18 protein-coding genes and 2 tRNA genes are annotated in these 23,341 nt (G+C 39.2%); 9 read left to right on the forward strand and 11 right to left on the reverse strand.

What is annotated here, in order from left to right; all coding sequences use genetic code 11:
* Nucleotides 1-46: 46 nt before the first annotated feature.
* From BP621_RS12410 to BP621_RS12430, 5 genes are all read left to right on the forward strand, one after another.
* A complete protein-coding gene (locus tag BP621_RS12410; RefSeq protein ID WP_292390424.1) occupies nt 47-697 on the forward strand; it encodes a YczE/YyaS/YitT family protein in 651 nt (216 codons plus the stop codon).
* Between the two features lie 359 nt (nt 698-1,056).
* Nucleotides 1,057-1,141 (forward strand) — tRNA-Leu (locus BP621_RS12415).
* 403 nt (nt 1,142-1,544) lie between these two features.
* Nucleotides 1,545-1,835, forward strand: a complete 291-nt coding sequence (locus BP621_RS12420; RefSeq protein WP_292390426.1) for a hypothetical protein — start codon at nt 1,545-1,547, stop codon at nt 1,833-1,835.
* A gap of 1,738 nt (nt 1,836-3,573) precedes the next feature.
* Nucleotides 3,574-4,767, forward strand: coding sequence for a M6 family metalloprotease domain-containing protein (locus BP621_RS12425; RefSeq protein ID WP_292390449.1), 1,194 nt, complete (start codon nt 3,574-3,576; stop codon nt 4,765-4,767).
* Between the two features lie 226 nt (nt 4,768-4,993).
* Entirely contained in the window at nt 4,994-6,037 is a 1,044-nt protein-coding gene (locus BP621_RS12430) for a YncE family protein (protein WP_292390428.1), read from the forward strand.
* Between the two features lie 631 nt (nt 6,038-6,668).
* On the opposite strand, the gene BP621_RS12435 is transcribed toward BP621_RS12430, so the two are convergent.
* Together BP621_RS12435 and BP621_RS12440 are read right to left on the reverse strand one after the other, a co-directional pair.
* Nucleotides 6,669-8,405, reverse strand: a complete 1,737-nt coding sequence (locus tag BP621_RS12435; protein WP_292390430.1) for a M4 family metallopeptidase — start codon at nt 8,403-8,405, stop codon at nt 6,669-6,671.
* A 640-nt stretch (nt 8,406-9,045) separates the two neighbouring features.
* A complete protein-coding gene (locus tag BP621_RS12440) occupies nt 9,046-9,258 on the reverse strand; it encodes a hypothetical protein (RefSeq protein ID WP_292390431.1) in 213 nt (70 codons plus the stop codon).
* A 486-nt stretch (nt 9,259-9,744) separates the two neighbouring features.
* Between BP621_RS12440 and BP621_RS12445 the strand changes: the two genes are divergently transcribed.
* Together BP621_RS12445 and BP621_RS12450 are read left to right on the forward strand one after the other, a co-directional pair.
* Nucleotides 9,745-11,631 (forward strand): DNA/RNA non-specific endonuclease, encoded by a 1,887-nt coding sequence (locus BP621_RS12445; protein ID WP_292390433.1) that lies wholly within the window; start codon nt 9,745-9,747, stop codon nt 11,629-11,631.
* 448 nt (nt 11,632-12,079) lie between these two features.
* Nucleotides 12,080-12,164 (forward strand) — tRNA-Leu (locus BP621_RS12450).
* A 305-nt stretch (nt 12,165-12,469) separates the two neighbouring features.
* Here BP621_RS12450 and BP621_RS12455 read toward each other — a convergent pair.
* The 8 genes from BP621_RS12455 to BP621_RS12490 all read right to left on the reverse strand — a co-directional run bounded on the left by BP621_RS12455 (nt 12,470) and on the right by BP621_RS12490 (nt 20,874).
* Nucleotides 12,470-13,600 (reverse strand): BREX system Lon protease-like protein BrxL, encoded by a 1,131-nt coding sequence (locus BP621_RS12455; RefSeq protein ID WP_292390434.1) that lies wholly within the window; start codon nt 13,598-13,600, stop codon nt 12,470-12,472.
* Entirely contained in the window at nt 13,545-14,024 is a 480-nt protein-coding gene (locus BP621_RS12460; RefSeq protein WP_292390436.1) for a BREX system Lon protease-like protein BrxL, read from the reverse strand. Before BP621_RS12460 ends, BP621_RS12455 begins: the two co-directional genes overlap by 56 nt.
* Before the next feature lie 215 nt (nt 14,025-14,239).
* On the reverse strand, nt 14,240-14,458 hold the full coding sequence (locus BP621_RS12465; protein ID WP_292390438.1) for a hypothetical protein: 219 nt from the start codon (nt 14,456-14,458) through the stop codon (nt 14,240-14,242).
* Between the two features lie 485 nt (nt 14,459-14,943).
* Nucleotides 14,944-15,438, reverse strand: a complete 495-nt coding sequence (locus tag BP621_RS12470; RefSeq protein WP_292390439.1) for a DUF488 domain-containing protein — start codon at nt 15,436-15,438, stop codon at nt 14,944-14,946.
* Nucleotides 15,407-20,155, reverse strand: coding sequence for a DNA polymerase (locus BP621_RS12475; protein ID WP_292390440.1), 4,749 nt, complete (start codon nt 20,153-20,155; stop codon nt 15,407-15,409). Before BP621_RS12475 ends, BP621_RS12470 begins: the two co-directional genes overlap by 32 nt.
* A complete protein-coding gene (locus BP621_RS12480; RefSeq protein WP_292390442.1) occupies nt 20,152-20,295 on the reverse strand; it encodes a hypothetical protein in 144 nt (47 codons plus the stop codon). The genes BP621_RS12475 and BP621_RS12480 overlap by 4 nt, the downstream gene beginning before the upstream one ends.
* A gap of 199 nt (nt 20,296-20,494) precedes the next feature.
* Nucleotides 20,495-20,650, reverse strand: a complete 156-nt coding sequence (locus tag BP621_RS12485) for a hypothetical protein (protein WP_292390443.1) — start codon at nt 20,648-20,650, stop codon at nt 20,495-20,497.
* Nucleotides 20,651-20,664: 14 nt separating this feature from the next.
* On the reverse strand, nt 20,665-20,874 hold the full coding sequence (locus BP621_RS12490; protein ID WP_292390445.1) for an AbrB/MazE/SpoVT family DNA-binding domain-containing protein: 210 nt from the start codon (nt 20,872-20,874) through the stop codon (nt 20,665-20,667).
* Between the two features lie 75 nt (nt 20,875-20,949).
* Here BP621_RS12490 and BP621_RS12495 point away from each other — a divergent pair, with 75 nt between their 5' ends.
* The gene (locus BP621_RS12495) at nt 20,950-21,639 is read left to right on the forward strand and encodes a hypothetical protein (protein ID WP_292390447.1); all 690 of its coding nucleotides are present in this window, start codon (nt 20,950-20,952) and stop codon (nt 21,637-21,639) included.
* A 202-nt stretch (nt 21,640-21,841) separates the two neighbouring features.
* Here BP621_RS12495 and BP621_RS12500 read toward each other — a convergent pair whose 3' ends face one another.
* Nucleotides 21,842-23,152 (reverse strand): tyrosine-type recombinase/integrase, encoded by a 1,311-nt coding sequence (locus BP621_RS12500; RefSeq protein ID WP_292390448.1) that lies wholly within the window; start codon nt 23,150-23,152, stop codon nt 21,842-21,844.
* Between the two features lie 21 nt (nt 23,153-23,173).
* On the opposite strand from BP621_RS12500, the gene BP621_RS12505 reads away from it, so the two are divergent.
* The coding region (locus BP621_RS12505; RefSeq protein WP_292390451.1) for an MBL fold metallo-hydrolase at nt 23,174-23,341 on the forward strand (168 nt) is incomplete at its 3' end.

Here is a 23,341-nt window from a genome sequence, read left to right on the forward strand (position 1 = left end):
TTTATGAAAAACAGGGCATGATGCCTATTTTTAGGAGAATTAGAAGTTGATAAATTTTAAAATAGTTATGAGATATTTTGTTTTAGTAGCTGGATTGTTTTTTATGGGATTAGGAGTAGACCTAATTACAAAATCAAATTTAGGGACTTCTCCAATTGCAAGTGTCTCATATGTACTTAGTTTAATATTCCCTCTTACATTTGGAGTAACTACTTTTTTAGTAAGCTTCTTGTTTATACTTATTCAAATATTGATATTAAAAAAAGATTTTCCAAAAGAACAATATCTTCAGGTATTGGTGGGCCCGCTTTTTGGTTTCTTCATAGATTTTGGAATGAAAATATTCGCTTTTGTAAATTCAAATTTTTATTCTGACGAAATCATTCTTCTATTGCTTGGTTGCATTCTTCTTGCTTTAGGAGTACGTTTAGAAGTTGTAGCTAATGTAATCATAAATCCTGGTGAAGGTTTAGTAAAAACTATTGCCAATAAAACGAGAAAAGAGTTTGGAACTATAAAAATTATATTTGACTGTACATTGGTTCTAACAGCAGTTGTCATTTCACTTTTTGCTTTTAGAACTATAAATGGGTTGGGAGAAGGAACAATCATTTCCGCTATACTTGTAGGATATATCACAAAAATAATTAGTACTTTTTTTAAAGATTTTAATATTGGAAAATTATTTGCTAATTAAAACTATAAAATCCAAAAATTGGTTCCGTTGCAAAAATTATGATTTTTGGAATGCCACTACTTTAGTCATTTCCAATTTTGCCATGCATAGATCACCTGCATGCAAATTAGATGCAACCGGGTTTACGAGTTCATATGCGAGTCATTATTATTCTCGAAGAACAGGGAAGCTCCTTCGGGGCGTCTAAATTTTTGTTCAAAGCACCTTTCAATTCTGTTTTTCTTCAATATATACATTTTTCAGAGTCTAACATACAGGACTAAATGTTTTGTAGAAGACTCAAGGAAAAGGGAAGAAATTAGCAGTAAAATAATATTTAAGTAAAGAATAGACGAATACAAAAAACTATCTTTCAACATGCGAGAGTTGCCCAGCCAGGCCAAAGGCGATAGGTTCAGAGCCTATTCTCGTAGGAGTTCGTGCGTTCGAATCGCACCTCTCGCATCAAACTTTTTTATTAGCTCCTCTTATTTTTGTTCATGATCTTATATTTACATTTTTTGACTTACTGTAAGATTGGATACTGAGGCAACGGACTTAAGATTCGTTTATGAAGGTATTCGTGGGTTCGAATCACCTCTCACTACTATTTTTGTAATAGTAACTCAAATTTTTTGTACGCAACTGCAAAATAATCACGGTAATGTTTTTAAAAATTTTAAATTAAATATTAATTTTTGAAGTTATATACAATCAAAAAATATTTTATATTTATGGGTTTTATTCAAAAAAATGGGAAACGATTCCAAGATGACATATTCATTAGTAGGGATGGAAAAAGGTTTATTTGCAAAAACATTTTATCAATATATTAGTATTTTTATGGTATACTGTGGACGGATAAGAGATGACAGCTATATTTGGGGAATTACTGAGCTTTGATCAAGAAAACGGTCCTGAGGTAAGGCTGAGGGTTTTTGGAGATGAACTCCGCGCTCGCTACGAAACGGAAGAAGGATACACCGTGATTTACGATGAAACTGTAGGGAAATTCACATATGCCCGACTAAAAGATGGCCGCTTCGTCTCCAGCGGAGTTGATTTAAGCCTTAATCCACCACCTGGACTTGAAAAACATCTAGAAGAATCAGATGAGGTGCGCATGCAAAAGGCCGAAAAAAGATTCTCCCGACGTTAGCTGCCATATAAAGATCAATTAGCATCATTCATTTCCATCAAACCTATTATGTTAATTAATATATAAATTATCGGCTCTGTAGAAATCCTTAATTTGATGCAATTCATCTCCCTGCTTTTTTTGTTTATGTTGACTATCAGTTTAAATTTAATTTCCTTTCATTGGTTACGTAACTTCCTTGCCTTAATTATTTCCCCAAACTTCCTTTTCACTACAGAGAATGTTGTCTCTGATGTATCCCTTTGATTGTATCTAGAGCCTATCCGAAAAGTCAATAATGGCATGTTGTAAAAGTTACAACAGGTCTAAGTATCCGGGCATCCGTTTCGGTTTTACATATTGCATATTGTAAAAGTTACAGCAGGTAACAACACTTTTCGAATAGACTCTTAATTTTGTTAAAGACCAAATGCAATTGTTTTCTATATTCCCCCCAACTTTCTTCTTTTTTCTCTACTAAAGGTATAATTGAGCCTGCTTTGATCTCTTCTCTAATTAGAACATGAATTTTTTCGGAAGCATACCCTTTATCCATCACGTAACATTGTGATTTTTCTCGTCCTGTTTGATTGTCTTAGAGAGCATTTTCATGTTTGATTTTAGGATCTGTTTTCTGGCTAATCTTCTATCCTAATATTCCCTTCTTTTTCGTGTCTACTGATATTGAAGTTTTCAGAAAGCTTTTTCGAAGCTTCCATGCTCTACGGGAATAATAATAACTTGAGTAAGAACTCGTAAATCCTGTTGCACCAATCGCCGTAATAGAGACATCTTCCCCATGATGCTAAAAAATCTTTAGATTTCTTGAAAAATAAGATTAAACATAAAAAAAGAATTCTTTATAAAAACAATAGATTCTAAATATAATTTCATATGCCATTTTATATTAATATATATATATAAAATTGTGAGGATTATTCGATATTTTGTGTGGGTTGAAAAAAAGCTTTATTAGAAAGTAGCCAGACCAAAAAGAAAAAGCATCAAGCTTGAATGTGATTTTCAACAACAAATGATTCTATTTATATATGCTACTTTAACATTCGGAAGATGAATGGAAGTTACCCACTAAAAAAACGAAGAGCCAATGTTGGTTATATTAACCAACAGAAAAAAACCATCGTTAAAACGGCTTTATAGTAAATCTATATGTAGAAAAACTATCGAAATCAGCTACAAGAAGCTGGAAAAAAATGAACAAAAATGTGTCGGATTATTCAGTTCAAATTAATGGAGATCCATTCTTTCAGAAGATTTCTACAAATCCAAATTATCTCTTATGAGATCAGGTTAAACGGTTTATAGAATATTTTGTCAAAAAATTTTAAAGCGAATACTAGGTGGATGGTTGAAGATGAGTGCAATAACTGGGGAGATACTCACCTTCTCTCAGGAGAAGGGACCTGATGTAAAGCTTAGAGTTTTTGGTGATGAATTTTATTCCCGCTACGAGAACCTGGACGGGTATACCGTGGGCTATGATATTGATTTAGGGCGGTTCTGCTACGCATATCTGATCAAAGGCGAATTCTTCTCCAGCGGAGTGGACTTAAGCTGTGTTCCACCCGCGAAGATTTGGCGGCATCTCAAGGAATCCGAACAGGTAAGAAATGCCAAGTTCGAGACCAAGTATGCCAAGATGAATCCTCCGGTTCCAGCTTACCGGACCTATGGGCCCAATAAGGGTCTTCTTGAAGGTCGCAGATTATCCGAGGGAAACATTAAGGGATTGACCATTATGGTCCAGTTCAAAGATGTGAAAAGCACTGTCACCCGGGAAGACGTGGATAATATGCTCAACGGAGGAAATTACACCGAGAACGGCAATTTCTGCTCAGCCCGAGAGTACTTCCAGCTAATGTCCGGAGGAAAACTGGATTACACCAATGAGGTTGTCGGGCCGGTAACCTTGAGCAAGAATCGGCAATACTATGCCGATCATCTCTTGGTCGAGGAGGCCTTGGACCTGGCAATAGCCAGCGGCGTAAATCTAAAGGATTTCGACTCTCGAAATGAGCGAATAGTGGATGCTATCAACTTCCTCTATGCAGGCCAGACTCAGTACATAGGAGAGCTCTGGCCCCATAATTACTTCTTGGATCTCGAACGCGACAACATGAAGACCCATTTCTATATGCTTTCCAGCCTTGGTCGGAGCAAAGAGGACTTGAGCATTGGCACATTCTGCCATGAGACCGGCCATATGCTCTGCCGCTGGCCAGACAAATATGACTACGGTGTCAGAGATGGTGATTTTGAGAAAAGCTCAGGTCTCGGCTATTACTCCCTCATGAGCGCAGGCAACCATAACGATAGCGGAAGGACACCATCCCCAGTAGGTACTTATTTGCGTTATCTTGTGGGATGGTGCGACAACGTGGTCTGCTTGGACAAACCTGGCGAGTATAAGGCAGAGCATGGAGACTACAAAACGGCCCTGATCTTTAAGAGCAGAAAACCCAATGAATTTTTCTTGATTGAGAACCGGTCTCAGTTGGGCCTTGATAAATATATACCTTCCAGCGGCCTGGCCGTATATCATTGTGATATACTGGGGTCCAACGAGTGGCAGGGAGGAACTCCCACCAAACATTATCAGTGTGGATTGCTTCAGGCCGACGGACATCTGGACCTTGAAACCAACCGGAATATGGGAGACGAGATGGATCTCTACGAAGAGACGGCGGACACTGCCATAAGCCATGACACTCTGCCCTCCTCCAACTTGTGGGACGGCTCGGAGTCCGGCCTGATCATCTCCAACATTTCAGCACCCGGCCAGATCGTAACATTCCAGGTGGGCACATCCATACAAGCAAAACCGAGTATGGGAGAGGAGGAAATTCCAAAGCATGCAGAGCTTATAAAGATCATTGAAGATGCTCAGGTTAAGATTGATGAAGGGTTAGAGAAATTGAGGGCAATTGCCTGAAAATAATCTTTTTAAGGCAACTTTTTTGCCTTTTATATACGGAGCTGATCCCAAAACTCAAAATTGCATCTTTGAATTTTCAAATCCAAATGATCAATCGAATTTCCGATCATAAATAATAGTTCTAATTTTGTTAATGATGTGAAAATAAAATTGGTTTTGGGATGAGCTCACGAAGTGTATTTAACCGAACGGCGACATCTTGATAAAAGACCGGTGATGTTATATGATGAAAGGCCGAAGGTCATTTTCTAAACTTCCCTTTCTGGTTTCGGCTCTTATTTTCCCTGAATCAAGCGATAAATTCCTCAAAAAACGGGCTGCATACGTTTGTAATCTTGATGCCTGCTCAGTTACTGAAATAGATATCAAGAAGCGCGATTGGGCCAGAAATATCCCTGTGGGGATGTATCCAGTCTTCTCTTTTATCCATCCTCATAGCCCTGAGAAGCTGCTGGTGACCCTCCACAACTACAACCTGAAAGAGAACGAGGGGTTCCTGGTATTGGTAGATCTCAAGGCAGGCAGGGTTCTCCAGAAGATTGCCTATCCAGGAGTCAGCGTTCCTTCGGGATTTGCTTACGATAAAAAAAGGGATGTTATCTATGTGGCTGACGAGAACCTGGATAAGATCTATGCCCACAATGGCACTACCTTGGAACTTCTATCATCTATGGTTGCGGGAAGCAAGACCGTGCACCTGGACGTCTCAGCCAGTGGGAGGTGGCTTGCAGCCACAAACAGATTTGGTGCAGACCTGTCCGTCTACGACTTAGAAGCCTCTGGAGTAGAGAGAGCGCACGCGGTTTCCATTCCCTTGAGGGAATCCAGAGCATCCCGCTGCCATCCTTATGATATCAAGTTCACCTCAATTCCAGATTTCTGTTGCGTCACGGACTTTGCTGCAGGCCAGCTTTTGATAGTAGACATGGTCAACCGTCAGGTGATACATCGGGTAAATGTGGCAAAACAGCTCTTCGGCCTTGAGCTGAACCGCGCCAGGGATACTGCGTATGTGTGCACCTGGGATCGCGGAACAGTTGCAGTAATCGACCTAGTTCAGAAAAAGAAAATTGGTGAGATCGATGGATTTAAAGGGTATACCAGCCACTGTGCTCTCGATGAGGCAAGCCACCAGTTGGTTGTCACCAGTCAGACTGATGGTGGAGCTGGAGAAACCAGGATCGTGGACCTCAGGACTGGATCTGTTGGGCCCGCAATTAGGGACGAGATTATGCAAGGGTGCATTGGCGTCACCATAGAAGAGTGACTACTTCATCAGTGGTCACCTTATTGATGGTTAGGCCTTCAAAGGATTAATTCTCTACAATACGTGTTCAGGAAGGCAGCGATCCTGAAGATATACCTGAATTTAGGATCGTCACTGCAATCAGAGCCCAGAGCATGATGATGACTTCAGTTCCGGCCATGGTCAATTTAAGCCCGAAGAACGCATAACTTCAGGGTATATTTGCATCGAGCTGGGTCGCAAACGTATTAAAAACTAATCTCACGGGTTTGTGTAGTAAAACAAATAAACGAATTTACTAATTTTGGTGCCTATTGCTATCGATTTCTCGATTAGTTGTACACTTCAATATTAGGTGTTGATCTCTAAGGCCTTCTTGGACTGAGCAGCCGGTTTACCTTGGAAATTAACCACTTGGGGTTCTATTGTTACAAATAGTATCGAGATTTAAACGAAACTTAAAAAGTCAAAGGTTCACTCACTACCACTCTAAATAAAAGGTTCACTCACTACCACTCTTAATAATTAGATATTCGTGATCTCCCTCGCTCCCAAAGTAATAAAAGTTCCCAGGAACCTTTTTTTGTACTACCCATCAAGTAACAGGATATTCTTTGTTTATGGTTTAATTTATGAGTTGGATTTTTGGAAATTAGATGTCGTAAGCGATGCCGACGGCGTCGAAGGCCGCTTTGACCGTAACCAAATAGTCAAGATTCTCTGGATACAAGGTCTGACATGCTTCGATGAAGGCAATACAGAAATCCGCAAAGTCGGACGTATTATTGAGTAAGCCGCTTGAGATGATTTCATAAAGCATTTCTTCAACAGGTGCAACACCAATTCCGGTGACTGAGATATTGGAGAGGCGATGGATACCACCGTTTATCATCAGGTAGACCGCGTGAGTGATGATTGGGGCGTTAACATGAACGCCTCCAAAATCGTTATTTTTAGTCCAAGGTATTCGGGGTTTGTAGCGGATACTGTAGTGATCTGGACAATAAGGATAACTCTCCAATTTCGTAGTATCATTAGCGTCGTTATACTGAACGACACCGTTAATGTCGCGGCTTGGATCGGACATGTTTCGACCAAGGTGCAACGGCAGATCATACTGACTGCCATGTATCCAAGGATTAGGCACTTCTGCAGGATATTGAAGTGAAACTAGTGCCCCGAAGATATCTGCAATAGCTTCATTCAACGCTCCAGTCTCTCCTTTATAAAGCTGGAGAATATTAAAGCCGGATATCACTCCATGTGTGAACTCATGTCCAACGACATCCAATGGACACATAAAGTCATAATATTTACCATCCCCACTGGCGAAATACATCTCGTTGCCTAAATTGTCCCAAAAAGCATTGTTAGGATAACACTCGTTATGAGCGTGACATCTAGAATCCGCACCTTTCCCATCCCAGCCATTATGTCCATGTGTCTGGTAGTAGTAACTTAGGACATAGCCCATGTAACGATGAAGATCGACCTCTTCACTTTGGTCATCTGCCCTATTAGAGGGATTAACCCTTCCATTGTCCCAATTATCATTAAAGTCTTCAGAATAGTTGATCAAGTTCAAGCTTGTTGAGCCATTGTCATCGAAGAGATGGATGACCAATTTATTGTTTGTCACAGGCCATGGTAATGAAGTTACTATGTCCCGAAGTCGGTAGGTTGTTCCAAATGCTTCCGAGTTCAGCGCTATGCCTTGGGAGTAGTGACCCATTCCTATCCCCATTTGAACTGCTGGGTAAACAAGGCGTATCTCTCCGTTAAGAGCGTCAACAAAATAAAAAGAATTTACTTGCTGGAGCCCAGAAGGTAGAATGACTCCTATCTTCCAGCAAAGATAATATCTCTGTGGTTCATCATCCAGATGCAATGTCTTTGCATCCACTACGGTAAGGATTGGATTCATATTCTCATAAAGCAATGCTCCTTCTCCCGCATGTTTCTTTGCGATTTCCACAGCACGATCAGCTGGTATTTTTGGTTCTTTTGGGACATCAATTATGGGAGTAAGGTTGGATTTTACAAGGTACATTCCTCCATCTGCGCCGTAGTGTGCCGAAAGTGTACCTCCCATTACCAAAGCATCGCCGTGCTTTTGTTGGAAGACCACATGTGTCATCCCATGGCGGTTCGTCATTGCCCTTTCATTTATCAACTCGTTTGTCTCGTCTATCTCCCCGACTATTGACTTGTTTTCCCGAAGGAATTGACGAGCATGCTCATAAGGTGACTTTCTGAGTTCTGAGACATTTACAGGGGCCGCAAGATTACCACGAAGTATGTTTATTGCTGATTGTTCCGTGTTCAGCGTAAAGGTTACCTTCGGATCTCGGACACGTAGTTTCTTGATATCACTGTCTAAATTATTCACTTTATTCTCCCTTTCAGCGACAATGAATACATAAAGTCTCTGAAAAAAGTAACAATTGGTTCATAAATAGTAAATCAGCTATTAACTGTAATGAAGAATGAGTGCTGAATAATAATTACAAAAGGGAGTTTATATCGATCAAGATTCTTCTCACTAAGAAGTGAAGGCTATTGATTATCTAAAGTGTTAGAATTATACAAACAACATTATATTCTTTATAAAAAATACTATATATATTAATGAGAAACAAAGTGCCTGATAACGGATCTACATAGTGCATATTAAAGTACTAAACTTTGGCTTTGGGATTCTAAGATAGTCCGTTTGTATTTATAGTCTAGCTAAAAATGGTTACCTGCCAGAAGTATCACGACATGTGATATACAAAATAGGAATGGGTACTCTGATATTATAGATATATTATAACTTCTCAACATGTGTTACTAACTTTTCAGACAAGCTCTTAAATATAAACACTTTATCTAAATTTTAGAATAGAAAGAGCAATAAAATGTTTGTTTACAACTTTTGCAAAAACAAGAACTAAGAAATGTATACATCTTATATTTTAAAACAAAAGGGCTTAGATGAGCTAAATCGATTTATACATTTTTCAGAGTTTAACATAGAGGACTATACTTTATTTGACAGTAAACAAGTCAATTTGCGAGAGTTGCCCAGCCAGGTCAAAGGCGTCAGACTTAAGATCAAGCTTCCTTTTTTCCTTTATTAGGGCCAGATTATCACTATAGACTGTAATTTCGGCGTTTCTTATAACTGCACCCTTTCCAGAGTCTTCAGCAAGTTCCTGTTTTGATATGTTAATTGTCTGCCCAGTCGTTTGTTCTTTCATTCGCCTATTTCCCATATTATTTTCAACTTTCATAATTATATGTGTTTCATTGGTTGCATGTTATAGACTTTTAATTTAACGTGAAAAAATATTTCTTGCAACACTATTGTCTAAGTAGTTTTAATTTTTCTGTTTAAACGAATAAATCCTGAAATGAATAAATTAATACGAGTTTTTGCGTAATTTTGCTTCTAAAGTTACTCAATCAAAAATCATATTTATCAGAGCCATAAATACACAAGAAAGCACTGTGATTCGACTGCATATCAGTATAATACCTCAAATTTAGAATTCACATTCTCTATAAATTAAACTATTTTTATATTTAGTCTATTTTTATACTAAATATGCTCATCTATATATAATTTTAAGTATATTCTCATGATTGAATTATAACTACAATTTATTGAGTTAATCCCAAAACTCAAAATCGGTTTCTTAAAGTTTTAATTATCTCAAACTATTGGGTTATGGTGGGGAAAAGGTATGATTGAAAATGCCCGAAAAGAAGAGCAACAGAGAAAAGCCTCTGAAAGGTATTATAGCAGGCAGAAAGCTACTGAAATGGAAGGACCAAGCGAAAGATTTAGACGTGAAATCATCATGGCGGAGGCACAGCCCATAGAGAGGCGCCTGAGCTTTCTTAAACCAGGTGATGGCCTGGCCTTGGAAAGGATAATGGGAAAGAGCGATCTTGTCGACATCTCCTATTTGGAACTTGGACTGCTCGCGGCCAGACCTGTCTGCAGGATTCAGATTGTAAATCCCTTCGGCAGGCCAGAGGGTTATGGCACGGGCTTTCTTGTCGGCCCAAATCTGCTGCTAACGAATAACCATGTCATTGATACAGCAGAGCTGGCAAGGAAGAGTTTTGCAGAGTTCGGGTTTGAGCAAGATATAAACGGTCGACGAAAGATATCCAAGTCCTTCGACCTGCGACCCGACGAGGTCTTCATCACCGATCCTGACCTGGACTTCACACTAGTATCCATGGCCTCTCTTTCCACAGAAGGGACAGAGCTTACCGATTACGGATTACTGCGTCTCATTGAAGACACGGGAAAGATCCGGATCGGCGAATACGTCTCCATCATTCAGCATCCTGAAGGTGGTCTCAAGCAATGCTGCCTGCGAGAAAACGAACTTGTAGATATCTTTGACAACTGGCTACATTATATGACAGACTCAGAGTGTGGATCCTCAGGATCGCCGGTATTCAACGATCAATGGCTGGTTGTTGGCCTACACCACTCAGGAGTACCAAAGAAAGATGCCCAGGGCAACATCCTCAAGACAGACGGTCAGGCATATCGAGAAGGCATCGACAATCCTAGCACTATAGCCTGGGTAGCCAATGAAGGCGTGCGCATCAGCTGCATCTTCCAGGCATTGGAGTCGCGAAGCGATAACGAGCCAATGGTGGCCGAAGCTCTGCGCAGGCTTCGCAGCAATGGCACTGGTCCGGTCGGACCTGCGATCATAACCGCCCCAGAACCCATTTCCGGCACAACAATGGAACTGGGAGAACTGCCCGCGAAACATTACCATCTGGCGGATGGCTACAACCCCGATTTCCTGGGTTCTCAGTACCATCTGCCGCTTCCCAAGCTGGCTGATAATCTCCAGTCCAAAGTCGCAAAGCTCAAGGACGGGAGCGAGATTCTCACCTACCTGCACTTCTCGATTGTGATGAATGCTGATCGAAGGCTGGCCTTCTATACCGCGGTCAATATTGACGGCAAGAAGCTGGAGAACATCAAACGCGGCCGCGACAAATGGTACTTTGATCCGCGTCTCGATCAGAAATATCAAGCCGGACCCAAATTGTATGAAAACAATCGACTTGACCGCGGACATCTGGTTCGCCGACTAGATCCCTGCTGGGGTCCAAATGCCAAGGATGCGGGAGAGGATACGTTCCATTTTACGAACTGTTCGCCTCAGCACGAGCGCTTCAACCAGCATGATTGGCTCGAAGTGGAAGACTACATACTGAAGACCGCAGATAATGCCAATGTGCAAATATCGGGATTCATTGGTCCTGTCTTTCGCGAAGACGACATGATTTACCGCAATGAGTACCTCCTGCCTGCCGATTTCTGGAAGGTGGTAGTATTCGTCAATAAAAACGGGAAGCTCAGTGCTACTGCCTACCTGCGCACGCAGAAGAATTATCTGGAGAGCATGGAGTTTTTCGACGATGAGTTCAAGACCTGGCAAGTGCCGGTAGCGCAGGTTGAGGCGCTGACTGGCCTATCATTCGGCTTGCCTACAGATGCCGATCCTATGGCTCGGGCATCAGCCGGAAAGGGTCTGGAAAGTCAGAGGAGCAATATCAGGAGGATTCGCTCTGCTGCGGACATAATGCTCTGATACGATCGCTTCATGGTTGTTGTCTTGAGTAAGACAATGAAGCAAAGTCTTGCCAATGAACCAAAAGTTTTGTTAGATATTGAAATACTTAGAGCTTTTGGGCAATATATCACTCTTAAAAATGAGATTTTTTAGCCACTAAAAATAAATTTTAATTTTCCTTATTTTCTCTCAACTCTCTAACAGTAAGCACCTAAAATGGAAGCTATTCTAAGCCAGCTACAGATATATTCTCAACTACTATCAGGATTAACCATACATTCAATATAAAAAATTGAGCTGTAAGCTTTTCTTAAAGCCTGTGCTATTGTGTTATAGGCTGACTTACTGGAAGTTCCTTTAATCTGTCTTTCAATATACGAGAGTTATCCAGCAAGGTCAAAAGCCCTCGATTCAGAGTATAACATAGAAAACTAATTTTAATAGAGAGTAGTAAGCAAGCCTACATGCGAGAGTTGCCCAGCCAGGTCAAAGGTGATAGGCTCAGAGCCTATTCTCGTAGGAGTTCGGGGGTTCAAATCCCATCCCTCGCATTAAGTTTTAATTAAATCTTATTTTGTTTAAATTACCTGATTCAATCTATATTTATAAGGTGTGACGAGAAATTAAGTTAAAGGTAATAGGTTAAAGATCTTTTTCGTTGATTTCACTCATTGAATCAACTAGTACTTGCTTCATAGTTTGGCATCAAGAACTACATTTTTTATTAATAAGTATGATAAATGTACGAGAATTGCACGTCAGGTAAAGTATAATAGATCCACATCTTTTTCTAATGTGGCTTCTGTATTCAAATTGCACTCTTTCGTTAAAAATATAAGATAATAGCTTTGTTTTATCAGTTAATTCCCAAAGTCTTCAAGGAAGCCATCATAGGATCTCCATAGAATACGGGATCGACTCTCTCCATGATGTCTGCGGATACATCTAAAAAGTTTCTTTTATTTTCAAGAGGGATAAGAGCTTTTCTTGCTCCATTATCCATCGCGACCTGAAGTACTTCTGAAAGACTCGGAAGCGCTTTGATATTTCCTTGAATACTCAGATCGCCAACTATTAATAGTCCAGGAAGAACTTGGTGCTTCTTTATCCCTGACATTACTGCAATTACAAAGGCAATTCCTGCGTCACATGATGTACGGTTAGATAAAAGGTCAATGGCCTCAGCATGGAAATCTGACGTATCAAAAATGCTCGCAATTCCCATGTCTACTTTATGGCTCTGAATATAAGAAAATGCACGTTGGATTGATTCTTTCATACTACCTTGAATTCCTCCAGCAGTCTTGAGTTTCCCGGTTCCAGTAGAGACACTTACTTCTATTCGATAGAGTCCGACCTTTCCTTCGTGATCAACAGATGCAGTATAGACTGAACCAGGTGCAAGAGGATCGGAGGAGATCATACTTCTTCCACCCTCTTCAGGTACACCTACATAGAATTCCTCTCTGGTTTCATTGTCGATATAAGAAAATGATGTTTGATAATACTCGAAAGATCCCATCTTTTTAAGTTGTTCTTTAACTCGTCTACGGCCTTCCATAGCAATATCAAGCATTTCGGATAATTCTTCTTTTGTAAATTTTCCATGCGGGTATAATAACTTCACAAGTCCTGAAACGGTTTTACGTACTGCTTTTACATCTCTTGCGTTTAGATGTGATCCCATTGAATAGTCTTTGTCAATCACATCTGTATAATTTTGTTTTCTAAGCTCTCGTAATGCTTCAGCGAAATAATCAACAACGAACCCATAATCATCTGTAAAGAAGTCAAAACGCATTTTAGGAATTTCCCATCCTGGAAGATAATAATGGATTCTATCAATGAATGCCATGTCTTCTCTAATAATTGCAGGCATTGGAACAAAAAGATGGGATGAACGAACCATTACTTCAACAGGCTGATTTGTGTTACCAAAAAAAAGCAATGGAAGCATATGCAGAGAGAGCTTCTTTTCCTCGAGCAAATGTCCCTGATTCACAATAGGTTTTAAGCATTGTAATTATTTCTTTGGGCATCTTTTGTAAATCGGCAACTTCATCAAATGCTACTACGTCCCAGATCCCTACAAGTCCCATTTTTTGCGTGCTCATATTGTAAAATAAATTTGCCACAGTCGTAGGACCTGTGAGGAGTATCCCATATGGGGAGATTTCTTGATAGGCATAGGATTTTCCGGTTCCCCTTGGTCCAAGTTCTACAAGGTTGTAGTTATTTTCACAGAATGGTATGAGCCTTGAGAGGAAAAGTAACTTAAGACGCCTATCGAAGTTGGATGGCTCCATTACAAGGCTTCTTATCAGAAAGTCTATCCACTCATCTGAAGTAAACTGGTTGCGTCCCTCACAGTATTCCTCAATGTCAAAGTTGGCAAGTTGGATTGGAGTCAAATCCTCAATCCAAAAAGGGCTTCTCTTACCTTTTGCTTCTTATATGACCACGGTCACAAGGACACCCTGTTCAGAAAGAGCAAAGCATATTACCTAAGTAAGGCTCATATATGAGTTAATAGTAGTCATCCGACCATATGCTCTCAAAACCATTCGAATCCATAGAATAACCAACTTCTTCGAATAAGAAATATTAAAAGCCAGTATATTAAAAATCACTGCTTGCGTACGCATTTAAATTTAAAATTGACAAGGCATAAACTAGAGCATCTATCTGGCTGGTGACTTTTCTGCCCCTGGTATCCAGCACACATCTGATCCTCAAGTTCTGGAAATGTACCAAAATGGTGAAATCCGCCCTTATTGCCTTTCTCCCTGGGAGCGTGAACAGCCTTGAAAGGAATAACAGTATCCACGGCTTTGAGATTTTGCATAAACTATATCAAGATATGAATAAACAATCAAGACATCTTTATTTTTTAAACAGTTTGATGTAGAGTCGCGGGCAATGTAAAAAGTCAGCGGTGCAGTAATTTTGCCTTTCTCCCTCTGTGGGCTCATATTTGCTGGTTCCGGTCTGGCAGCTGAATAAGGGGATATCTTCGACTCCGACTAACGCTGTGTATGTGAAGTCTTTTTTCTTAGATTCAATTTCCTTCCTATTATCTTGAAGGTAATTGCAATTCATTTCAGATCACCACTTACTTATTTTGAATTGTTGTGAGGCCATACTGTGTCTACCCTGTAAATAATATTTGTAATAGGGTATTATTATCTTGAGTAATAAAGTTTGCGCAGTTCTCTGAATAAATGACCTTTTGAAACTTTATGAGAGGTTTTTAGAACTGCTAACAGTATAAGCACAAGGGTAAAAAAGCTTGTAGAGCCTTAGAAAAAACTATATTTTGGGGTAAAATTGTTATGAAATGGATAAAAAAGAAAACAAATCCATATCTTTCCTATTGGGCTTAACTGCAGAACAAACCTCAATCTCAATATTATTTTGGACAGCTAATTTCATTATCAAATCTAAAAGTAAGTATCTATGGCAGTGCTTCCCTGGACCTTCATAGCATACCAGAAAGACATCATGAGTTTGAGCTTCTTTTGCAATTGTAAGCATAACTTCCTGTGCTTTTGGCTTCTCCATCTCTGCAAGAAATCGCTGAACATATTCATCCCAGTTAATATTATGTGCTTTCCAGTCCCTCAGCAATTCACCACTAGGTGCCAGATTTTTCTCCCACTCATCACAGACTATATCAGGATTTACCCATTGTGTTCGTTCTCTACATACCGCAATAAATTTCGCTGCATGGTATTCTTCTCTCATTTTCTCTACATTCTTAAAGTATGTTTGAAATAACACTTTACCAAACTCCTTATTTTTGCCAGTAATCTGAAATCTTTCCATCAACTTGGCAAGGAATCTGCTTCAAATATTTCCTTCCTGCCTCTTCCATTGCTGCCTTGACAAAACTGCAAACTTCCTCTGCTTGCTCAGCTTTACACTCAAAGACAAGCTCATCATGAACGGTATTAATGAACTTTACACCCATAGGCTCAAGTTTAGACTGGATCTTAGGAATAGCTTCCTTTATCATATCTGCGCACAAGGACTGGATAGGCAAGTTCATTGCTTCTCTCCCTGCTGCGTTCTCATCTTTATCCTCATCAATAACTAACAGTCTATTTGCAGCATTTCTTAATTCCCTCTTTTGTGTCCCTTCATGGCTTATTCTTTTCAGATATGCAGTAATTGCAGGATAAGCTTCCTTAAAAGCCCGTATATACGTCTCAGCCTGGTTTTTTGTTAATTCGATTCCTGCTTCTGTTCTTAATGCATTGATTAACCCAGTTGCAGACATACCATAATTTAGACCAAAATTGATTTGCTTAGCAATATCTCGTTCCCTGCTTTCTTTTTTTATCTCATTAACTGGAATGTTGAATATTTTTGATGCTGTCAGAGCATGAAGGTCCACACCTGTAGCATAAGCCTTAATAATTTCAGTCTCATTTGCTCTCTCCCCAAGGATCTTAATTTCAATTTGAGAATAATCACAGGCGACTATCTTATTTCCTAGCTCAGCTGTGAATATAGTTCTCCACTTCTTGTATTTACTTGGCTGCTGCTGGAGATTAGGTTTATTGCAGCTGAAACGTCCTGATTTAGTGCCGTACTGATTAAAAGAAGCATGAACTCTACCTGTTTTTGGGGATCTGTACTTTGGTAACTTAGAAGAAAAACCTGTAATTAAACGTTTTATTTTTTTGTACTCCTGATACTTACTAACCAGTGGATCATCAAACTTTGCTAACTCGTCATCCCTTACTGAGGTAACAGAAATACCTTCTAGGTTAAACCGTTTCACCATATCCTTAGATGAGTTTAAATTAATCTTGCTGGTCTTGAGAGTAGCGTACAAATCGTACCTCAAGGTTTTCTCCAATCTTTCCAATTCTACTGAAATTTCCCCTAACTTATCAGGATCATAATGTATACCTGACAATTCAAGCCAGATAATTGAAGAAACCACCGCCATTTCTGTTTTTATGACAGATTCAAGATTGAGCTCTTTTGTCCTTTCCTGCTGCCTCTTCACGATGATAGGAAGATACTCAAGATCTTTCCGGCAGTATTCAATCTGCTCAAATGTCAGCTCTTCTCCAAGCCTGAAAGAACACTGAAGCCCTTTACTCATCCTCTGTCCATTGCAGTAACGATAAACTAAATCCTTAAGAGCCACACCTTTTTTATCATGGTCACCTTGAGTACGGAAATTATCTACAGAGGCAGGACCACCAAATAAGGTTAGTTCTGCTATCATAGTATCGTAAACAGACTGGATATTGATACCGTACTGTTGCTTTAACATACCACAATCAAATTTCAGGTTATGACCAACAACAGTAAAGCTCTCAAAGAGCTCCTTATAATCAGATAAATTGTTGAGCTCTTCATCTTTGATAATATAAAAATCACCTAATTCGGTCAAAAACTGGACTGTGACTATCTCATCTCTACGGTAATCAGGTTTCTTACCTTTTGGATCAAAGCGCATAGTCTCGGTATAGAGATAAAGAAGGCTCATATCCTCCTTCTCATTTCCGGCCTTCAATGCCTTTTCCAGAACCTCAATTCCTATACTTTTCTTTTTTACTGCAGGAGACTCCACTTCCTCTTTACCTGGAATTTTATATAAAGTCGGAGTAGGTTTCAGTACTTTCTTGAAAGCATATTCTAGGTACCCCCTATCCACCTGTTTGAACTCAGGACAGTATCTCTTAAAATCTGTAATGTGGATATCAATAGGTTTATTTACAGAATTTCCATGGCATTCTTTATTCAGATATTCTTCTATTTTTTCGATAGTATACCCCAGATGAGAAACGCCTGAACTTACCGTCATAGTTTGAGTTTCGTTAATGCTTTCGTTACCTTCGTCAAATTGTCGGCGGTACTTTTTAGAATGTAACGTGACTACTGCGATTAAATCAGGGTGCTTCTTAAGAGTTAAATCTCCCGTAGTCCCATTAAACTGAGGAACACATCCCTGATCAACGGTAAAGTTGGAAAACTCTGCAGAGTTCACAGGATTCGCAGGATTCACAGAGTTCGCAGTTTCACAAGTGTATACCCTTTTATCGTTGATGATCACGGGGGATGGGATTTTGTTATCGGTGTCATTTTTCTGTTCAGAGTTCGCAAAGTTCGCAAAGGTATCTGAAACACTTGTGAAACTGCGAAGAGTGCGAACTCTGCGAGTTCTGTGAACTTTGGAGAATGACTTAAACTGGACATTTTGGAATTTTTCAGTTAAACTTTCAATCTCAATTTTCGGGGTATTATCATTACTGAGTACGTAAGTCACTTGTTTTGTTTCCGTAATTTTCCGTTTTTCTACTGCTCCACATTCGAGAAGTGCTGCAAGCGCGTCGTCTCTGTCACGTTGCAAAAAATGTCCTAACCGGATCAATTCAGATTTACTACATACCCCGTTTTTGTTCCGGAATATCCTAAGCATTTTTTCGATATTGTTGTGTTTTATATCCTCGCAAAGCAAATCTTTGATACTCGTAAAACAAGGTAAGAAAAATTTTATAACTAGGAGAGATGCAAGTTCTATGCTTTCCTGCTCAATTGTGAAGTTTGGCTCATCTTTTTCGGTATCGATAAGTATTGCAAGCTCAGGTTTCCCAATTTCTATTAGCATTGCAAGCTTGAGTATGTAATCCTGCGCTCTTCCGGCTGCAGTATCCAGTAAACCATCTCTCAGTTCCTCAGTGACGTCTTCAAGCTCTGCGGTGATCTGGTTATATGTTTCAAGGGCTTCAACGGTCATTGTGAATTTGACTTCAGGCTGTTTTGCAAAGTAACCATGGAGAACCTTTGCTCTCTTTGTGACTGATGCCCACTTCTCAATGTCCTCAGTGTCCTGAAGTTCAATGTCCTTTCTCGGTTTATGGTACGTGGGGTACGCGTACAAAAACCGTACACCATAACCGCTAGAAAAGTCTTCCAGCTGCATACTTGACAATAACCTATCCGGTGTTGTCGCATATAAGTGAGTAATGTACGGGTCCCTGATCTCAAAGGTTTGAGTGATTCTTTTACCTTTTGATGCTAATGTTTTCGTGTAGTTTTTACCATCAAACAGCGTACACTCTGCATCCAGAATACCATCATTGTATTTTTGTTTGTATTTTGCCAGTAAACCAGCTGCTTCGTCTCTTACGAAGTTGTAAACCGACTTTGTTGATAGCGTTTCCAGATAGCCTTCAAAGGAAAAATCATTATTTGTCAAAGCCTCGCCAGTGACAGCCATCCATATTTCTATGGCTTTATTGATTGTTGTTGTTTTCCGGCTTTTGGTAGATTGACCAATAAGCATTGCCCACACATTTGGTTTTATAGTTCCCTGCTTTAGCACGATCTTAACTTTTCCTTGTGTTAATGCCGACAGTAACCAAAAACCACTACATACATTGTACTCATAATACGCATCAGTTAACCCAGATACCCAATCTGGAAACAAAACTAAAAAGTGATCTCCTGACAAGTATTTTGACAAATCTGGCATCCTGTTATTTAAATGAAGACTTTGTGCTATTTCGCTTAGTTCTGCCTGCGTGATCTCCTTTGCATCTTCGCCATTTTCAAGTTCTGCTTTACAGGCAGCTTTCTCCTCATACCTTTTTTTTCCGTCATCGTAAGTATGGAACTGCTTAAAAACTGGATCAGCTAGGAGTGACGCGGCGGTTGCTGTGGATAGTGCGTTAATGTACTGAAGCTCTTTAGCAGTCTGTGAGCTGTTGTACCTGTCACCGAACACTAACTTACATACAAGATCAAGATGAACGTTATTGGCTCCGTTTGCCTTTAGTTCAGCACAAAGGTGCAAAAAACGATCTCTTGCGGCTTTATCACCGAAAAAGATAGAAGTCTGATGATACAGTTGATGTGTTTTATCAATAAAAAGAGCCGACCATAGTTTCTGAAAAGGAGATCTACATCTTGGGAGTATTTTGTCCTTAATTTCCTCATGTTTTTGAACCACATATTTAAGCCGTTTGATTACGATTTCAGGAATAGCCGGTCTATCTTCAATGTTTCCGGTGATCTGGTACTTATTCCCATCAGGATGTATTGAAGGAGTTGCAACGCAGTTATTGCCTGCAACGTATGGAATGCCGGTTTCGTCCTTTTTTTTGGTATCACTGAGTATGTCAAAACCTAATTCTTGGTACGTCTTTGCTTTGATGTCCGGGAAATATCTAAAAAGGTAATGCCATTTAACTGTAGTGTGGCTCTGCATTACCCACTCGGCTGTACTTACACCTTGCAAAACTTCATCCCAGATTCCTTTGACATACCAGTCCACATCTATTACTGTTAAATTGGATCTGGCACCACAAATGTAACCTATATTATTATCTTTCTTGAATAACCTGTCAATTTTACTGTCCGTAAATGGTTTTTCTATTTTCTGCCAGTCATCGAGAAAAGGTTGTTTTCCTGGCGATTTACACTTTTTCCGACTGCCTTTTAAGGGTTGTGTTACAATTCCGATTGAAGCATAATATTTTGCAGCTTCTATTTGTGACATTTCATTCGTGGTTGAGCTCATAGGTAACCACGCCCGACACAATTAGCCCATGTGACCTGTTGCCTGATGCGATACTTGCATTCAGGAAGCTCTTTCCATTCGCTAGATGAAACCCATATATCCCCATCACTGATCAGTTTGGGTGAGGCTCTACAGCCCATTATTTTTGCCCCCTGCGTACCTGATGATCAATAAAGCTTTAGCTCTTGTAAAGGGATCTGAATTCTGTTTCCAAAAAGCAATAACTTCTGGGTACTTCAGGTAAAAATGTGCCCATAATTCGAAGAAGGATTCTCCTAGTGACATTTTGTTCATGTTAGCCTCAAATTAAAAGGCCTGAAGCTTCTTTCTCAGCCCGTTTTAAGACTCTTCTGCGGCTTCTAGGATAGTTTTTGCCATTGCTTTTTTGTAGAGATCGGAGCTGTTCAGCCAGTGTTCAATAATTTTAGGGTGTTGGTTTTGGATTTCCTTTGCCCAAGTAGAAAAAGATTTAAGGTAGAGAGTTTTATTTTCCATTTACCGGCATCTCCTTAAACGGTGGCTGCTGGGTCTTCGGTTCCTACTTCATCTTGGCGGGTGACAGGGACCGGAGTTAACATTATCCTGTTCGTTTCCAATTCAATACCAAAGTCCATTCCTTTTTTCAGTCCTATAGCTAAAACTATAGATTTAGGCAGCGTAATTATAAAGCTGCCTTTACCAGTGGTTTGAATTTTTCTTTTTAACATTTTCAATACCATATCTTTATAAGGGAGTTCTGATATATTAGTGCTACTATGATAGCACCAAATAGTAATTATAATAGTTGAAACTATATGCCCGCAACCAAGATTTCATATAAAAGTCGCATCCCTACTGTACTCAAAATAATTAAGGAAGCAAAGCAACCTATTGGATATACGGAGTTACATAAGAGGCTAATTAAAGAAACAGGTATAAAATTAAGTAAACATACCCTGAATAAGTGTTTAAAACAATTATGTATTGAAAACAAGATAAATAGAACCGACGAAGAAGGAGTCGGAAATCCTACAAAATATTCAATGAATATTGAATCAAATAGTATACCTCATGAGCATATTACGGAAGATAATCATTGGAGGATTTTAGGGGATGAAATTTCAGGTATCATATGTCAATTAATTTGGATGCTTTACGAATATGCTCAAAGAAACGATGGAAAAGAACTTCAAGATTTTAAGGATAGAATAGAAATAGCTTTAGTCCCTCGTCTGTTGGAAACCCACAAGCTAGTTAAAGATCCAGTAATTATGAGCGAAAAAACAACAGAAACACTTGATGAACTATTTTGTGAGAGTTACAAAACCATTAGAAATAAATATTACCATCAACCATATCTTATTTCAAAAGAAGACCACGAAAAAATGAGCCAATTGGTGTGGGAATTAGAAAAATACTATCTCAATACAAAAAATCCAGATTTATCTAGCCTTATGAAACCAAAAAACTGTAAACCGATTCAAAGAGGTATTAAACACAAATAGACAGTTAGTGAAACATTTTTGGAATCATAGAGATACTAAAAATATTGGAAAAACGTAAAATAATTTATTTTTGAAAGGTTAAAAATAATTTCGAGCTCCATTTTGGGAATAGCTCTATAATTTGATCTGCCAAACAAATATCAAAGACGACATCGGTAAAGGTAATTGTTGATAAAGGAAATACTTGAAAGTTATATTTTCGTCATACTTTAATAATTTCATCTTTTATTTTTTTAATTAATAGTTCAATCATTTCTGGATTATTTTGGATATAGTCTTTAAATTCATCTTCAATATTACATTCTCTTTTTTCTTTTTCTTTTATCTTTTCCATTTCTGCTCTTAATTCCTGAAGTTCGCTTCTTTCTACAATATGTCGCACTGTTTCAGCCTGTAAGATCTGGTTTTCCTGCTTAATCCGCATATATTCAGGACTTTCGCTTATATCTACCTCCTTTTGTATTGTCAGATATGGAATATACTTTCTATATATTTCTCTCAAACTTTCAGGATCGGCTCTGTAATAGGCTTCCCTCACACTGTCTATTTTATGACCCATTAAAAAGTCAACGAAAAACAGCTCAGCTCCAGCATTGAGAAGTCTGGAGTTAAACCATTTCCTTAAATTATGGGATCGAATAATATTCCAGTTTCCCTTTTCAGTATTTTTCTGTGCATCTTCAGATATCCTGCGATATCTATTCATTACTGTCTTTTCATTCAGTCTCCTTAACGACTCGTCTTTAGTTTTCAGGTACTTGTCAGGAACATTGCGGCAAATGAATAGATATCCTTCTTCTGCCGGTTTTCCATCTTTTTTAAGTATCACGCGTTGTTTTTTAAGTTGTTCGGCTCTTTTTTGCTGATTTGTCTTAACTTTCCTATTTCTATAATTGAGATAGTTAAGGACTGCTTTTGAAGCTTCAGGAGTCAAAAACGTAATAAAGTCATAATTGGTTTTTTCTCTCCGCAGTTGCAACGTGGTAATCCCAGTCTCTTCATCATATCCTTCCATGAAATCTTTCACTCTAAGTTTCGTTATCTCGTTGACTGCTAGACCACTTGAAGCCCCCACAAGCAAAATAGCTCGCTCTAAAGGATCGCAAATAGTTAGTACTTCACGAATGTCTTCTTTTGTGGGTATTGCTCTATGTTGCGGTAATGATTGTGCCCTCTGCTCACTTTTGGGTAATTCAGGGACAGGAATGTCAAAGGACTTATAAAAGCTTCTAACAGCATTCATTCGAGATTTAACAGTCATTGGCGCGACTTCACGCGCCTCTAAAAATTCCCTGAAGTTTATAAGCCTGCTTTTAATCTTTCTTTTTCTCACCAATACACATGCTTCTGCTTCAGCTTCGGCTTCTTCCAGCAATTCTGTAGGGGTCATGCCTGTAAAGTCTGTATAAAACTGCATAGACATCAGATAGCCTCGCTGCGTGTTATGTGCTGCTCTTCGGGATTTTAACCAATCTGTTATAAGTTCATCTTTTTTTAGATCCGAAACTTTCATTCAATCACTTCATATAATTAGATATCTTATCATTTAACTAAATATACTCCAGAGTATCCTCTTAATGGCATGGAACCAAAGGTAGTGCTTGTTTCCCACGGACATCTTGATCACTGCGGGGCTGTCCCCAACCTGATGTACCAGAATCCTGAGGTTTTCATGACCCCGCCGACTGCAGAATTTACTTTT

This window comes from Methanosarcina sp. UBA5, from assembly GCF_002505485.1.
In the GTDB taxonomy this organism is placed as follows: domain Archaea; phylum Halobacteriota; class Methanosarcinia; order Methanosarcinales; family Methanosarcinaceae; genus Methanosarcina.

Excerpts from the sequence above, each read along its gene's own strand:
- BP621_RS12465 (WP_292390438.1), bottom strand. The coding sequence starts at position 14,458 with ATGCAAAATCTCAAAGCCGTGGATACTGTTATTCCTTTCAAGGCTGTT.
- BP621_RS12475 (WP_292390440.1), bottom strand. The coding sequence starts at position 20,155 with ATGAGCTCAACCACGAATGAAATGTCACAAATAGAAGCTGCAAAATAT.
- BP621_RS12495 (WP_292390447.1), top strand. The coding sequence starts at position 20,950 with ATGCCCGCAACCAAGATTTCATATAAAAGTCGCATCCCTACTGTACTC.
- BP621_RS12430 (WP_292390428.1), top strand. The coding sequence starts at position 4,994 with ATGATGAAAGGCCGAAGGTCATTTTCTAAACTTCCCTTTCTGGTTTCG.
- BP621_RS12470 (WP_292390439.1), bottom strand. The coding sequence starts at position 15,438 with ATGGAAAGATTTCAGATTACTGGCAAAAATAAGGAGTTTGGTAAAGTG.
- BP621_RS12485 (WP_292390443.1), bottom strand. The coding sequence starts at position 20,650 with ATGGAAAATAAAACTCTCTACCTTAAATCTTTTTCTACTTGGGCAAAG.
- BP621_RS12480 (WP_292390442.1), bottom strand. The coding sequence starts at position 20,295 with ATGGGCTGTAGAGCCTCACCCAAACTGATCAGTGATGGGGATATATGG.
- BP621_RS12490 (WP_292390445.1), bottom strand. The coding sequence starts at position 20,874 with ATGGTATTGAAAATGTTAAAAAGAAAAATTCAAACCACTGGTAAAGGC.
- BP621_RS12425 (WP_292390449.1), top strand. The coding sequence starts at position 3,574 with ATGGTCCAGTTCAAAGATGTGAAAAGCACTGTCACCCGGGAAGACGTG.
- BP621_RS12500 (WP_292390448.1), bottom strand. The coding sequence starts at position 23,152 with ATGAAAGTTTCGGATCTAAAAAAAGATGAACTTATAACAGATTGGTTA.
- BP621_RS12445 (WP_292390433.1), top strand. The coding sequence starts at position 9,745 with ATGATTGAAAATGCCCGAAAAGAAGAGCAACAGAGAAAAGCCTCTGAA.
- BP621_RS12440 (WP_292390431.1), bottom strand. The coding sequence starts at position 9,258 with ATGAAAGAACAAACGACTGGGCAGACAATTAACATATCAAAACAGGAA.
- BP621_RS12420 (WP_292390426.1), top strand. The coding sequence starts at position 1,545 with ATGACAGCTATATTTGGGGAATTACTGAGCTTTGATCAAGAAAACGGT.